This is a genomic window from Thiorhodococcus drewsii AZ1 (genome assembly GCF_000224065.1).
Taxonomy (GTDB): Bacteria; Pseudomonadota; Gammaproteobacteria; order Chromatiales; family Chromatiaceae; genus Imhoffiella; species Imhoffiella drewsii.
On record NZ_AFWT01000006.1, the window covers coordinates 71,542 to 85,051 of the forward strand.

The following is a 13,510-nucleotide window of genomic DNA, read 5'->3' on the forward strand; positions in this document are numbered from 1 at the left end:
TGTTCTATTGGATTAGCCGTTGCGGCGCCGAGCGCACTGGAGACCCGGATCTCGCAGGATAGTTTCAATCCTTGTTCTATTGGATTAGCCGTTGCGGCACGAGAAGGCCAAGGCGGACGACGACCCGGAGTTGGCGTTTCAATCCTTGTTCTATTGGATTAGCCGTTGCGGCCTGGACTGCGCGGCACCTGGTGGTCCTTCGAGTTGCAGTTTCAATCCTTGTTCTATTGGATTAGCCGTTGCGGCCACTTGACGAGCGATACATCATCGGCTCTGAGTAACGTTTCAATCCTTGTTCTATTGGATTAGCCGTTGCGGCTCAACGCCAGCACCCTGAAGCAGATTTACGCGGAGCTGTTTCAATCCTTGTTCTATTGGATTAGCCGTTGCGGCGCTCGAAGACGCTCGCTTCCCGACTGCCTAGGAAGGGTTTCAATCCTTGTTCTATTGGATTAGCCGTTGCGGCTGGTTTTCCGACTCGAACGCCCGGTATGACTTCACCAAGTTTCAATCCTTGTTCTATTGGATTAGCCGTTGCGGCCTGGACTCTGGCTGGACTCTGGCGGGGATCCGGTGATGTTTCAATCCTTGTTCTATTGGATTAGCCGTTGCGGCGCGTCATTCTGAAGGTCGAACACGCCAGGGGTGCCAGGTTTCAATCCTTGTTCTATTGGATTAGCCGTTGCGGCCAACATATTCCGCCCGATCCCGCCACACACCCCCCAGGTTTCAATCCTTGTTCTATTGGATTAGCCGTTGCGGCTAAAAAGATGGCTAATCGTGTTCCCGGTGTTGCGATGTTTCAATCCTTGTTCTATTGGATTAGCCGTTGCGGCCGCCAGTTTCAAATGCTGCATAAAAGCGGCGAATGGTGTTTCAATCCTTGTTCTATTGGATTAGCCGTTGCGGCTTCATCCACGGGGCGCTTATCATCCGAGCAGTGTAAAGTTTCAATCCTTGTTCTATTGGATTAGCCGTTGCGGCGCGAGTGCGCTGGTCATGGCAGGTCTCCTGACCTAGTTTCAATCCTTGTTCTATTGGATTAGCCGTTGCGGCAGGATGATGACGTGTGTCCCTCGCGAGTGGTATCCATGTTTCAATCCTTGTTCTATTGGATTAGCCGTTGCGGCAGCATTCTTCGGAAAAACCCTTTGCAGCAAGAGCTTTAGCCCTTTTCGGGCTATACGGATACGGTGCCTTTTCGAGAGTCTTCATGGTCGTTTCTGGCACGATCGTAGCGGACAGAGCATCAAAAAATCAGGGGATTATTCCATCGAATCAGTTTGTTGCGTACTGACTAGGGTTAGACGCAAATATTTTTGTAGCAACAGTCCTCGCAGCGAATCCGTGATGGCGTGCGCCGAGGAAGCTTACCCGTCTGAATAATATCGAAAATCTGGTCGATTAGCGAGGTTACTTGGGCAATGGCTTCGGCCGTAATGGGGATTTCCAAAAGCCGGCTGCCACCGCGCACATAGGCGACAAAGCCGCGCTCAACCGGTTGTCCGTAGATCTCACGAATCAACATCGCGTAGAGGACGAGCTGGGTCTCGTGGGTCTTGAAGGCAGCGTCGCGCGCCTCCGTGAACTTGTAATCTAGTGGCGCCATGGTGCCGTCCTTCAGCCACAGCACCTCGTCGACGATCCCCCTCAGTCGCAAGCCCGGAGAGGCCAGGTAGACCTCGATCTCGCGCTTGACCGCGCCGATCTTGCGCCGTAAATAGTCGCGGTTCTCAGTCGCTCGGCGACGATGGACCTCGCGTCCCTTCAGAACCTTGAAGCGTTTGTCTTCATGCTGCTCGATATGCTGGACATTCATGAACCAGGTGAAGCGCGGACAGAAGACATGTTCCAGCACCTCCGAGGGCGTAATCATCGGGGTGCGCTCAGTATCCAGGGTCGGATCGCTCATAGGAACAGCGCCTGTATTTCGTCGGTGACCATTTTCTTGTCGAAGGCTTGCCCAAGCAGCATCACCTTGCGGAAATCCGCCTCGCACATCGGAAAGATGTAGACGGAGTCGGCCTCCTCGTCGGTCAGATCCTCGATCTGCAACCGCAGCTCATCGAGCCGATTGCGCTCGATGGTGCCGAGAAAGACCGATTTCTGGACCCGGTAGAGCCCCGCCTCCTTGCACCGCTTGGCGATCTTGGTACGCGGCTTGTCGGCGACGATGTCGTAGATGATCCAGACCAGCGTCTCAGTCGTTTTCACTACCCGCCCTCCCGATCCAGTCGTTCGCCATCCGATGACAATCGAGCTGCACCGTATCGCGCCGTTTGATGTTTCGGTTGCGGTAACGGATCGACTCGTCGAGATGCGCGCCGAAGCGCTCCATCAGGACCGCCTTGCCCTGCTTGTTCAGGGTGAAACCGTTTTTCAGGGCGTCGAACATCTCCTGATTGACCTTGCGCGCAGCGAATAGGCCGACCACCGTCTCGTCCGCCCAAATGCGGTAGCACTCGATGAGATCGAAGACCAGCGACTTCTTTTGGTAGTGATCGGTGTGAATGAAACCGACATAGGGGTCGAGTCCGGCGAGAACGCAAGCGCGCTCGACAGTGCCGTAGAGGACGCCGTAGGCATAATTGAGCAGGCAGTTGAATTCGTCTTTGGCGGGGTTTCGCGAGCGCGCCTTGAACTGGAATTTGTCCGGCAACAGCAGATTCACCGCCTCCCAGTAGGTCCGACCTGCGCGCCCCTCCAGGCCCATGATGGTTCCGCGAACCTCGTCGAGCTCGCCGCTGACGTCCGCGAGCGAGGCACGCAGTGTCTCCATGGCCACCACCTTCTCCGTCAACTGGGCGGACAGACGCGTGCGCCGTTGGCGCGCCCCGCGTAGGAAATCGACCTGGTTGTCGAGCTTGCGCAGCATCCAACCCAAGGCCAGGCTCAGTCCCTTGTCGGTATCGGCCAGACGCAACTGCTCGCGGCGAATTTCAGTCGTCGAGCCCGGCCGCCCATGCCAGACCCGTCCGTAGGGCTGACCGACCTGGTCGAGAAAGACGATGTCGATGTTCTTTTCGACCGCCAGTTGAATGGCGTCGGTGGACAGACTGGCGCCGGTGGTGATGAGGATGGAGCGCACCTTGCGCGCGGAAACATCCTGCTTTTGGTCCTTCACCTTGACGACGAACATCTCGCCCTGGCGGTGGAGGTAGGTGCCGAAGGTGGTCAGAATCAGGTCCATGTCGTGACGTCTCGATCGGTTCGATGGGCGTCATTCGACACCGACCATCAGCGGTTGTCCGGATCCGCAAGCTTGCGATCCGCTGAACTGACACGTGCTCTCCCCTCCCCCTCCCCAACGGGGAGAGGGTCTTGGTGCATCCGAATTGTTAAAGAACCAACCGACGCGTCAGCGACTCAGCCAACCGTACCCGTGACTGACCGTGCGACCAAAGGCGAAACCATCCGGCAGAATGACATTCGCAACGAATTCACCGATCAATCCGTGTAGATTCTGCTCCTTATAGTAACAAGGCTGGCGATGAACCTGCACGAAGGCAGCATAGAGTCGCTCGGGAAATGTCACCTCCAGCCCGCGCATTGCGATTAACAGGTTGGAGACCAACAGCCGGTCACGCTCCAGACGCTGCTCCTGCTCGCTCATCTGCTGGTAGCGGCGATAGTTGTCCTGATTGAAAAGCAGCGCAGGCGTGTGCAGTCGGTAATGTTCAAGCCGCTGACTGACTGCGAACTCGCTATGCCTCAGGGTCAGTGCCGCATCGCCAATGCTCACGGACTCCTCGCCAAGCCGCAGACTCAGATCGAGCCAGGGCCGGTCGAGCAGACGACTGGCCGCCTCGGCCCAGCCGATGACCAATCCACGGCCTGCGTCCCAGCGATACTGCACCCGAGGGTAGCGATACAGCGCCTTACCCGTCGTTGGGTCGTGCTGATGAAACAACGGATCATCGCGAAAGGCCGTGGCCAGGGCGCCACGCAACTGGCTCGCGCGCTGCGCCGGCTTACCAGGCAGATCACGGTCCCAGCTCAGCTCAACCTGGGCGCAGGGGATTTTGGCTAGAGAATGCATGTCGGCTCGTCTCCTGGCAGGCCGATGAAGCCCGCCTCGCGGTCATAGGTCTCTTCGCTGGCATCGAGCCGGTGAAGCAGGTCGCGCTCCAGGCCAAGCGCCGCGCGCGCGTGGACCTGGATGACACGTTCGTAGAAGGCACACTTGAAGGGTCGAAACCCGGCCTCTTGCTCGGCGGGCGACAACCGGGGGTCGTCACGCAATCGTCGGTATTGCTCCCAGATCCGATGGTCAGCGGGCTTGCGCGCCACGAACAGGGACACCCTGAGCTGTTCCTCAATCAATTGAAACGCGCCCTCGACGCCGATCAGATCGCCTTGCGCCAGTTGCTCGTCGACGCGCTGCTGATCCTGCCGTGCCCGGCAGCCGAGGAAATAGCGCTGAGTGAGCTCCAGGAAATCGCATTCATCCCAGCTCTGCGCGGTTGCCAGGGTGTGCGATGTCACCTCGATTAAGGCGGCGTCATAGACGCGACGCCAGAGCGATTCACCCGTTTGCCCATCGGACTTGGCGTCCTGTAACTGCCAGAGATGCACCTCGCCCGGTTGTGCGCCGTTCTCGCCGTGGCGGTTGCAGCGCCCGGCCGCCTGGATGACGGCGTCGAGCGGCGCCAGGTCACGATGGACCACGGGAAAGCTGAAGTCCACTCCGGCCTCGACGAGTTGAGTAGTCACGGCGATGACGGGTTCGCCTTGCCGCAGCAACCGCTGGATGAGCCGAATACGCGCGCGGCGGTCCAGTGGTGTCAGGTCGGTCGACAGCGCGACCAGGGGACGTTCGGGCAGCGTGTCGCGCAGGGCCTCAAAGAGCCGCCTCACGGCGCGGCGGCGATTGAGGATGATGAGGGTGGGACGCGCGTCCTGTCTCAGATCGGCGGTCAGTCGCTCGGCGAAGTCGTCCAGGGTCAACGGGTCGCGCTGATGCGCATGCAGCCGGGTGCGAGTCATGGCGCGAAAATGGCTGTCGTGATCCGGCAACAGCTCGACGGCATCGCCGGGCTGAAAGATGAGCGGACGCGTGGCGGTCAAGAGCACGAAGCGCGTCCCGAGGGTTCTGGCAGAGGCCATAAGCAATTGACGCAAGGCTTCCCAATAGCGCAAGGGGAGTGCCTGGACCTCGTCGAGCAGCACGATGGCGCCGGTGAGCTGTCCGGCGCGCTTGAGATTGGCGTTGCGCGGACTGAGCAGTGAATGCAGGAGCTGATGGAAAGTGGTCACGACCAGCTCGCTCTGCCAAGTCTCGGTGAGGAGCTGATCGGCGCCGTCGGGCTGGTACTCGGCGTCCTCGGTGCGGAACCGGGTCTCGGCCAGATGGTGGTGCTTGAGCAGCAGGTCTTCGCGGTCGGCGATCTGGTTGGCGCGCAGCACGGCGCGGAAGACGGCGTGGTTCTGGTCGATGACCGAGGTAAAGGGTAGACAGTAGATGATGCGCGGCGCCTCGGCGTCACGCGCCTCGAGTGCGGCCCGCGCCTGGAGCGCGGCATGGAGCACGGTGAGGGTTTTCCCGGCGCCGGTGGGGGCGGTGAGCGTCAGCAACGGATGGTCCAGATTGGCGAGCCAGGTTTGGGTGACGTTGCTGGCGATGTGCTCGCGGCGGTGGTTGAGTGGGATGGCTCTCCCCTCACCCCCGGCCCCTCTCCCCGCTGGGGCGAGGGGTGTTAGAGAGCCCCTCTCCCTTGAGGGAGAGGGGTTGGGGTGAGGGTGAGACACTGCGGCAGGCACCAGATAGCGCTCCTTGTACCGCATCACGGCCTCGGCCGGCAGCACCTGCCGCGCGATGCGTCCCCCCTGCAAAGCGGCATCGGTCTTGTCGACCGCGAGCAAGGCCCCGAATCCCGCCAGCATGGCGAGCGCCTCGTCCAGGGAGCCAAAGGCGCGACGCAGTTTGGAGCCACCGGCCTGGCGGTCGCGCAGACGGGCCTCGACGTGCTCCAGGGTCAGCGGCTCGGGCGCTTGGCTCAACCCTGGATAGCGCACGCCAAGATCCGTGAGCCAGGCGTGAATCCCCGCCACGTCCAAGACCGCCAGTTGCCGATGCAGGGGGCTCTCGGGATCCTGCCATTCGGCGCGTGTCTGCTCGAAGAGCGCCGGCCAGTCCTGAAACGTCAGTGCGCCATGATGGCGACGCACGGCGATGAAGGCCGCCAGGCGCTGCCACAGCGGCCAGTCAAGCGCGGCGGTGTACCACCACAGCAGCAGCGCCCCGAGCTCGGCATGATGGGTGAGTGCCGAGCGCCGTCCCGCGTGCAGCAGATACGCCTGAAACCAGGGCGTGGCCTTGCCGAGGTCGTGAAACAGACCGGCGACGAAGGCGATGGCGCGGGCCTCGGCGCGCGCGGTGGGCGCGATGCTCGCCTCGGCGCGTTGCGCGACCCGCTCCAGGTGCGCCGGCAAGGGGTCGCCGGGATGCGCGAAGGTCTCAGAGAAAGGCAATGATGTCGGGGCCGATGGCATGCAAGACTCCTGTTCCACCCTGACCACGGATCGGTTGCCCGTCCTCGGTCAGCACGATTTCCTGATAGCGATGCACGGTTCGCTCGGCATCCATGACGGCCGGAATGCGCAGACGGTGATAGCGGCGCGACTCCTCGTAATGGACCTGGAGACCCGCGCCGAGCGGAACCGCCGTGCTCGCCTGCCACGCCTCTCCCGTGATGGGCTCGGCGTCCCATTCGCCGACCCAATGGAGATCGGCCAGACAAGAGGCCAGACCGAGCGTGACCGTATAGGCGGTGCGCCCGGCGCGCAGCCGTGCGGCTAGCTCGTCGGCGAGCGCCACGTCGAGACCGGCGACATGGATGCGGAAGCCGGGCGCGCGCAACAGCTCGCAGGGCACCTGGGTATGGATGTTCTGTCCGGCGCGTGGGCGGAAGAAGGCGTCGGTGCCGTCCTTGGTCTGGAGCAGGTTGAGGGCGGCCCGGAAGACCCGCACGGGGGCACGCAGGCCGACCCCGATACGCACCCGGTCCCAGCCGAGCCGGTTGTGATAGTCCGCCTTGTCTAGCCCGAGCACCGCGCCGAGCATCCCCAGCACCGCCGGTGGCGGCGGCAGTGGGTAGCTCACCGGACTCATGGGCGAATAGGGCTTCTTGAACAGCCCGTACTCGCCGCAGATGTCGAAGACCAGGGTGCGCATGGTTAGAGATCCAGCGCCGTGACCTTGAGCCCCGCTTGCCCGGCCAGCTCAGCGAGCAGGCCGCTCTGGGCGCCGGACCGGCAGCGCAGACGCGGGTCCTGCATCACCCGCAGCTCGGTCAGCGCCGGATAGTCGCACCAGGCGGCGAGCAGCTCGCCGACGTCCAACTGGAAGTCGCGGGTTGAGCGCAGCGCGGTGTCCTCGCCGGTCTTTTCGCTCAGGGCGAGGCGCCGCGGCAGGGCACCCAGACGGTAGCCGGGCTGATACTGGGCCGCCACCAGCAGCAGCGGGTCATGGCCGAGCTTGGAGTGCGTGTTGAGCGCGGCGGTTCCGCGCCACAGCCCTTCGAGCAGGAGGTTGAGGTCGGTCTCGGTTAGGCCGGTGGTGCGCGCGGCGGTCTCGTTGACGACGCCGTAGGCGGCGATCAAGGCGTAGGGGAGCAGCCAACGCTCGGCGAAGGACTTCTGATTGGCCGAGGCGCTGCCGGCATAGGCGGCGGTCTGCTGGACCAGGGTCGGGCTGACACGGTGCAGCGAGCGGTTGAAGGCCGAGAACTGAGCCGGGCCGGTCAGCTGCAGCGAGGGCTCCTTCGGACCGAGCGGCAGGGTCGCGCCGAACAGGCGCGCGTCGATGCAGCCGCCAAGGGCGGCGTCCTGCAGGGCCTGGCGCTTGGCCTCGCCTTTCTTGCCCTTCGCTGCCTCGCCCAGGAACTGCTCCGCGCGGTCCTTTCCCTCGGCCAGGTGGCCATCGGCCTTGAGCGTATCGCGGATCAGTACCTCGCGCCCGGCGGCCAGACGTTTCTCGACATCCGGCTCCAGGCTCAGGAAATAGTCACGCACGGTGCGCTTGATGCGCACGTCGCTGACCGTCGCCTCGCCGGTCTCGGGATCGGTGCGGGGCCGATTCTCATCGAGCGGATCGCCATTGGGGTTGCAGTCCTTGGCCTCGTAGAGGAAGAGGATTTCGTAACGGTTGGTGATCACGGACATAGTCTTTGGTCTCCTTGACCAGATGGAATAGTTGATGGGGTCGGCAAAGCTTGGCGCTGTTGGTTGTGGCGAGGTGTGTGCCCTCACACCAACGCCTTAACCATCCAACGTCTCGATTTCGGTCTCGCCGTCAACTACCCGCTCCAACTGACCGATCCGATAGGCGAGGCTGTAGCCGATGGTGAACGCGAAGGTGGCCTCCTCGTCGCTGACGGCCCAGTCATCGGCACAGACCACCCAGGCGTTGGCCAGATCGGGATCGAGCCCGGTGATCACATAGCCAAGCTTGCCGTACTGGGCGAGCTTGCCGTGACCCTCGCGATAGAGCCGCTGCAGATGCTGACGAGTGAGCAGACGGCCGATGAACTTCTTGGCGAAGGGTGCAGCCTGACGCTCTTTGTACTGCACCGAGGCCACCGTCGCGGCATAACAGCCGGTCAAAAAGGCAACCACCAGCTCGGGGCGGCGGAAGAAATCGGCGTGCTCGCGCACATAGCGTCCATATGGACTCTCCGGAATGGTGTCGGACATGAGAGCGTGCTCCTCCATGGGGTCGGGAACGATGAGCCGGACACGGCTGGCATAGCGATAGAATCCCCACGCCTGGCGTGTCGTCCAGTGCAGCAGGTTGGCATTGCTGCGGCCGGTCGCGATCAGCTTGGCGACCAGGGCATGCAGGAAATGGCGCTGGTCGATTGGCTTGCCGGCGAACAGCGCCGTCAGCCAATCGCGTAGGGTCTCCTCGCTCGGCTTGTCGCTCGCGCTGCTGAACTGCTTGAATGTCATGGCCGTGATGCGCACCGGCTGATCCTCGCCCCTGCTCAGGCTGATGAGATCGGGCGCGCGGGCGATGTCTTGGCCAGCCGCATGGAGCACCTGCAGGCGGCTCGGAAGCAACTGCTGGACCTCGGCTTGCACACGCCAGGCGGCGTTCTGTTGCTTGAAGAAGACCAGGGCCAGGGCAAGCTGGTCGCCGTAGCCGGCGAATTCGTCGGTCAGCGCCAATTCGTCGGCGATCAGGTCACGCGCCTTGCCTAGGCTGTAACGCTGCGGGCGCCGGCCGAGCCGCTCGCGCAGCTCCTCGCGCACCTCGGGTGCATTGCTGTAGGGCAGGACCAGATAGGTCTGTCCGGCCATGCTGCTGGTGAGATAGGTCTCGGCAAAGGTGAAGGTGTCGGCAATGGCCAGGGCGCAGTCGCCGCAGACCGGGAAATTGCGATGCGCGGCGTTGGCTCGGAAGCCGCCGGCGATGCTGCCGGGGTTGTTGAGGTTGTAGCAGGCAAGCACCGCGTAGTTGCCGTAGACTGCCGTGTCCTCGCGTCCGCAGACGGCGCAAGCTCCCGCCTCGCGCGAGCCGCCCTTGTCGGCAAATCTTTCGACCACTTGATGTACCAACAGGTCACGGATCGCTGGCCAGCCATGCACGGGCTGCATCTGCTCGTCGGCCCAGTAAACGTAGGCGCGGTGCTCCTTGTCATCGACACCAGCGGCCACCCGGGCCTGGCGGACGGCATCGAGGATCGTCTCCTGCTCGCGCTCGAACGTCGCGAGCGTCGCCGCGAGCCAATCACGCCGCTGGGCGTCGATCTCCTCGGCCGCAGCGAGCTGCATGACCGCGCGCGATAGCCGCGCCAGGGTCTTGACCGAATCCGGACCGGAGAACTTGCAGCAGGGCGTGAAATCCGTGCCATTGGGCGGTCCCGAGCGATAGAGCACCCCTTGATTGCCGTTGTAGGTGCGCACACCGCACCATTCGCCGCCAGCAGCGAAACAGAGTGCCAGGCCGCGGTCATAGTTGGCGGGCATTCCCTCGTTCAGCCGTTCCCAAGCCTCCCGCTCCGGCAGGCATTGGCTGAGCTCGTGTAAACGTTGAAACATGCGTCTTCGACTCCTTCAATCGGTCCGCGACAATGATCCTCGCCTCGCGCGCTCGGGTCTCCGTTCGCAAGCTTGCGATCACCCGATGCGTCGCACCTGGTATTCCTCAACCCGAGCCCCGCAGTCACGCATCTGCCCAGCGCTCAGCTCCAACCCGCGCAATTCGGGCGGCAGGTCGAGCGAGAGATGCAGATAGCGACCGCCGCGCGCGCAGACCGTCGCGGCCAGGTTCACCGGCAACGAGCCGACCAGGATGTCGCCCGGCTGGATGATCGCCGGGTCGAGATGATCGAGGATGCGGTCGACCGCCAGCCCTTCCTCGGCGGCCCAGTCGCGGGCGCCGGGGTGGCGGGTGACGAAGTAGAGGCTCATGCCGACGTGAGCGACGCGCGAAGCAAACCACTCACGCTGAGCACGCCCGCCTCGATCAGGCGCGCGCGTAGCACCGACCAGTCGAGCTCGGAGAGCTTGCGCCGCCCGTTGGGCGAAGTGCCCGAGCGGTTGGGCTTGCAGCGCACGCGCGCCGAAGGATGGAGCGACGGATTCGCCAGCAACTCGACGAACTGTTCGAACGAGAGGTGGTGCTTGTCGTTGGACTTGCCGTTGAGCGAGACGTCGAAGTATTGCCCCTTGACGAGGTAGGGATGCGGGAGCTGTCCCTGCATCAGGTTGTAGGCGGCAGACACGGAGGTCAGACAGTTGTGCTCGTTGATGACATCGCGCACGTTCAACATGGATGCGTCTCCTTGCAATCGAGTGATGGGCGGCCGGTCTCGTCAGAGGCCGGGGCCTGGGAGAACCTGTTGGCTGGACGTATTGAACAGGCGATTGGCTTTGCGGTCAGGATTCGCAAGCTTGCGAGCTTCGAGGCACCGATCGGCTTCACAGGTTTGCCTGATTCGTGGCGCCATTTTGGCGCCAGTGCTATTGTTCTCTCCATACTGGTCAAACAGGGTCCTTCCCCATGATTTCCCACGAGCCAAACCGACAATCGCGCATTGGCGCGCGCGTGCCGCCCGAGGTTTTGCGCACACTGCATCAGGCGGCCGATCTCACCGGAGCAACGCTCAATCAATTCCTCGTGCAGGCCGCGCTCAAAGAGGCCCGGTCCGTCATCGAGCGCGAGCAACGGCTGCAACTGTCCCGCCGCGATGCCGAGCGTTTGCTGGAACTGCTGGAAAATCCACCGCCACCCAATCAGGCGCTCACCGACGCTCAGACGCGTTATCAAGGACTGAAACGTGATGCTGATTCAGCCTTTGACTGGCAGCCATGATCGGCGCGGCTTCGACTGCGGGCGGGTCGAACTCAATGACTGGCTGGCCAAGGTTGCGCGCCAACATCAGAACAAGGGCTTGTCCAAGACCTTTGTGGCCGTTCAGGAGCAGGCCCCCTCGGCGATCCTGGGCTATTACGCCCTGACGCTCACCGAAGTCGATACCGCTGTCTTGCCTGAAAGCCATTCCAAACGGTTGCCTCGCATCATTCCGGGCGTCCGGCTCGGGCGTTTGGCCGTAGGTCACCAGCATCAGGCCAAGGGTCTCGGCGAGCTGTTGTTGATGAACGCGATCGAGCGCGTCCATGCCATTCGCGCTCATGCAGGCGTGGTCGGACTCTTCATCGATGCCATCGATGACCAGGCTGTCGGGTTCTATCGGCGCTATGGCGCCCTCCCATTTCTCGATGATCCCTTGAAATTGTTCCTGCCGGTCGGTTGAGCACAGCCCTGGGTTTCTGGTTTCGCTGCGTCTGGAGGGACGCACGCAAGCTTTCATCAACCCTTGAGCCACTGCAGCACGAGCAAGGTGTTCTGGTAGTCGCGATCCTTGTCGGGCTTCTTGGCCTGTGATTGCGGTTTCCATTGTCCTTTCGTTGCCTTCATCCGTGCTTCCAGCCAGTGTGCGACACGCTGCCGCTCTTCGCCCTGCCAGCGACCACTCTTCACTTGGCCGATCAGATAGACGATCTCGCTCTGGTTCTTGTCCGGGCGCGCGTCGATCAGATCGAGCAAAGTGCGCTCAAAAGGGTCCAAACGTTCACGCTCGGCCAGGCGTTCAGCCTCTCGACGCCTGGTCTCAGCGGCCTCCCTTGTCTTCTGCTCGCGCTGTTCTTGATCCTTGTACAACTGGCGAGTACCGGACTCATTCTCTTGCATCTGTCCATAGCCGACCGCCGTTTTGGCTCCAGCACCGAGCCAGTCCAGCGCCTGTTTCAACGCCTTGAACACGGCGTCCAATTCACTGGCCAAGTCGGGATGACGTGGGGCAATGCCGAACAGCAGTTGAGGCTTGCTGGCGACCAGGAAGGGCACCGGCACCGGGGCATGCCAGTCGGCGGGAACCTTGTCCGGCTCATGGCGCCAGTCCTGGATCTCACCGCCCTGTTCGTACCACTTGCCCATGTGTGGTGTCATCACATCGGCGCGCAGGTTGACCGGTGCGATTGGCAAGGCATCGAAGAAGAGGAAGGCGCCGGCCTGATCGAGACTGCCGAACCAGGTTGCGAGCCGTTGCTGACGCTGCTCGTCGTCGAGTGAGTCGTCCCAGACTTCAACCCAGGCGCGCACCAATCCCTTGACCGCGCTGCCAGCCAGGTAGGGCACCCCGAGGGTGTGATGCCAGGCCAGGCCGTTCTCGACCGGATGAGGCAGACCGAGTCCGGTGGCGAAGTGCCAGTCGGCGGCAAAGACCGCGCCGCGACCACCGAGCGTAGTCACGAGTTCGAGTTGACGTTGGACGGCCTCTTCCAGTGACGGCCCGTCCCCGGCACGCTTGGCGTTGCTCTTGACCCATTGGGCCTTGCCCTCGGCTGGAACCTGCCACTGATCGTCATAGGCATTGAAGAAACGTTCATACCAGAGTCCACGATGTCCACCATCGGGCATGGCGTTCGGTGCTGGATGATTATCGAGATAGAGTGGCAAGGTCATGATGCAACGCCCCCCTCATCGGCCTCATCCTCACGCGCCAGGAAGGCACTCGCCAGCTTCTTCACCCAGTCGAGAAACAGCAGCGACTCGATCTGAGCAGCCAGATAGGCGTCCTGTTCGGATTGGGTGATGGCGGCGAGCAGATCGGGCTTACCGTCGAAGGGGCGCTCAGCTTGCGCCAACCAGTCACCGAGTAGCGCATAGAGTCGGTAATAGACATGGTCGGTGCCTTTGCGCCGGTAGAAAGCAGCAGTCTGCCCCAATCCGTTGGCGCGGATCATGAAGGGCATCGCGCTGGCGTGGCTATTGAATTCCTTCTGTGTCTTGAGATCGTTGCGCCATTCCTCGGCGAGTGCCTTGATGCGGTCCAAGGCGAAGCGCGCGCGTTGTTGCTCGGGCGTTCCCCTATCGCGGGGCTCCTCGCGAGCCGAGGGTGATGGGGGCAAATCACGCGAGACACTGACCGCCGCAGGTGGCTGCGTCGCGGGCGCGTCCTTGCGGTATTTGGGTGGACCTGCCGGTTTGTGCTTCTTGGCCATG

15 protein-coding genes and 1 CRISPR repeat array (1 of these 16 cut by a window edge) are annotated in these 13,510 nt (G+C 62.5%); of the genes, 3 read left to right on the forward strand and 12 right to left on the reverse strand.

Annotation, left to right across the window (positions count from 1 at the left end):
• Positions 1-1,130: direct repeats of the CRISPR family, unit length 37 nt; unit sequence GTTTCAATCCTTGTTCTATTGGATTAGCCGTTGCGGC (it extends 5,135 nt beyond the left edge of the window).
• A 173-nt stretch (positions 1,131-1,303) separates the two neighbouring features.
• From cas4 to THIDRDRAFT_RS05555, 10 genes are all read right to left on the reverse strand, one after another.
• A complete protein-coding gene (gene cas4, locus THIDRDRAFT_RS05510; protein ID WP_007039818.1) occupies positions 1,304-1,912 on the reverse strand; it encodes a CRISPR-associated protein Cas4 in 609 nt (202 codons plus the stop codon).
• Complete coding sequence (gene cas2, locus THIDRDRAFT_RS05515; RefSeq protein ID WP_007039819.1) at positions 1,909-2,214, reverse strand: CRISPR-associated endonuclease Cas2; 306 nt, start codon at positions 2,212-2,214, stop codon at positions 1,909-1,911. The genes cas4 and cas2 overlap by 4 nt, the downstream gene beginning before the upstream one ends.
• Positions 2,201-3,190 (reverse strand): CRISPR-associated endonuclease Cas1, encoded by a 990-nt coding sequence (cas1, locus tag THIDRDRAFT_RS05520; RefSeq protein ID WP_007039820.1) that lies wholly within the window; start codon positions 3,188-3,190, stop codon positions 2,201-2,203. Before cas1 ends, cas2 begins: the two co-directional genes overlap by 14 nt.
• 168 nt (positions 3,191-3,358) lie before the next feature.
• Positions 3,359-4,039, reverse strand: a complete 681-nt coding sequence (locus THIDRDRAFT_RS05525; protein WP_007039821.1) for a CRISPR-associated endonuclease Cas6 — start codon at positions 4,037-4,039, stop codon at positions 3,359-3,361.
• Positions 4,027-6,492: a CRISPR-associated helicase/endonuclease Cas3 gene (locus THIDRDRAFT_RS05530; RefSeq protein WP_007039822.1), complete on the reverse strand. Its 2,466-nt coding sequence runs from the start codon at positions 6,490-6,492 to the stop codon at positions 4,027-4,029. Before THIDRDRAFT_RS05530 ends, THIDRDRAFT_RS05525 begins: the two co-directional genes overlap by 13 nt.
• On the reverse strand, positions 6,458-7,174 hold the full coding sequence (gene cas5b / locus THIDRDRAFT_RS05535; RefSeq protein ID WP_007039823.1) for a type I-B CRISPR-associated protein Cas5b: 717 nt from the start codon (positions 7,172-7,174) through the stop codon (positions 6,458-6,460). The genes THIDRDRAFT_RS05530 and cas5b overlap by 35 nt, the downstream gene beginning before the upstream one ends.
• Positions 7,175-7,176: 2 nt before the next feature.
• On the reverse strand, positions 7,177-8,163 hold the full coding sequence (gene cas7b / locus THIDRDRAFT_RS05540; RefSeq protein WP_007039824.1) for a type I-B CRISPR-associated protein Cas7/Csh2: 987 nt from the start codon (positions 8,161-8,163) through the stop codon (positions 7,177-7,179).
• 96 nt (positions 8,164-8,259) lie between these two features.
• Positions 8,260-10,041 (reverse strand): TM1802 family CRISPR-associated protein, encoded by a 1,782-nt coding sequence (locus tag THIDRDRAFT_RS05545; protein WP_007039825.1) that lies wholly within the window; start codon positions 10,039-10,041, stop codon positions 8,260-8,262.
• 78 nt (positions 10,042-10,119) lie between these two features.
• On the reverse strand, positions 10,120-10,413 hold the full coding sequence (csx16, locus tag THIDRDRAFT_RS05550; protein ID WP_007039826.1) for a CRISPR-associated protein Csx16: 294 nt from the start codon (positions 10,411-10,413) through the stop codon (positions 10,120-10,122).
• Positions 10,410-10,775: a hypothetical protein gene (locus THIDRDRAFT_RS05555; protein ID WP_007039827.1), complete on the reverse strand. Its 366-nt coding sequence runs from the start codon at positions 10,773-10,775 to the stop codon at positions 10,410-10,412. Before THIDRDRAFT_RS05555 ends, csx16 begins: the two co-directional genes overlap by 4 nt.
• Positions 10,776-10,844: 69 nt before the next feature.
• On the opposite strand from THIDRDRAFT_RS05555, the gene THIDRDRAFT_RS26115 reads away from it, so the two are divergent.
• Genes THIDRDRAFT_RS26115 through THIDRDRAFT_RS05565 form a run of 3 tightly spaced genes read left to right on the forward strand, consistent with a single transcriptional unit; the run spans position 10,845 to position 11,759 of the window.
• Positions 10,845-11,009, forward strand: a complete 165-nt coding sequence (locus THIDRDRAFT_RS26115) for a hypothetical protein (RefSeq protein ID WP_159105394.1) — start codon at positions 10,845-10,847, stop codon at positions 11,007-11,009.
• The gene (locus tag THIDRDRAFT_RS05560) at positions 11,006-11,317 is read left to right on the forward strand and encodes a type II toxin-antitoxin system TacA family antitoxin (RefSeq protein WP_007039828.1); all 312 of its coding nucleotides are present in this window, start codon (positions 11,006-11,008) and stop codon (positions 11,315-11,317) included. The genes THIDRDRAFT_RS26115 and THIDRDRAFT_RS05560 overlap by 4 nt, the downstream gene beginning before the upstream one ends.
• Positions 11,286-11,759: a GNAT family N-acetyltransferase gene (locus THIDRDRAFT_RS05565; protein WP_007039829.1), complete on the forward strand. Its 474-nt coding sequence runs from the start codon at positions 11,286-11,288 to the stop codon at positions 11,757-11,759. The genes THIDRDRAFT_RS05560 and THIDRDRAFT_RS05565 overlap by 32 nt, the downstream gene beginning before the upstream one ends.
• A 56-nt stretch (positions 11,760-11,815) precedes the next feature.
• Here the strand turns inward: THIDRDRAFT_RS05565 and cmr6 are convergent, their stop codons facing one another.
• Together cmr6 and cmr5 are read right to left on the reverse strand one after the other, a co-directional pair.
• Positions 11,816-12,970 (reverse strand): type III-B CRISPR module RAMP protein Cmr6, encoded by a 1,155-nt coding sequence (gene cmr6, locus THIDRDRAFT_RS05570; protein WP_007039830.1) that lies wholly within the window; start codon positions 12,968-12,970, stop codon positions 11,816-11,818.
• Positions 12,967-13,509 (reverse strand): type III-B CRISPR module-associated protein Cmr5, encoded by a 543-nt coding sequence (gene cmr5 / locus THIDRDRAFT_RS05575; RefSeq protein WP_007039831.1) that lies wholly within the window; start codon positions 13,507-13,509, stop codon positions 12,967-12,969. Before cmr5 ends, cmr6 begins: the two co-directional genes overlap by 4 nt.
• Position 13,510 lies beyond the last annotated feature (1 nt).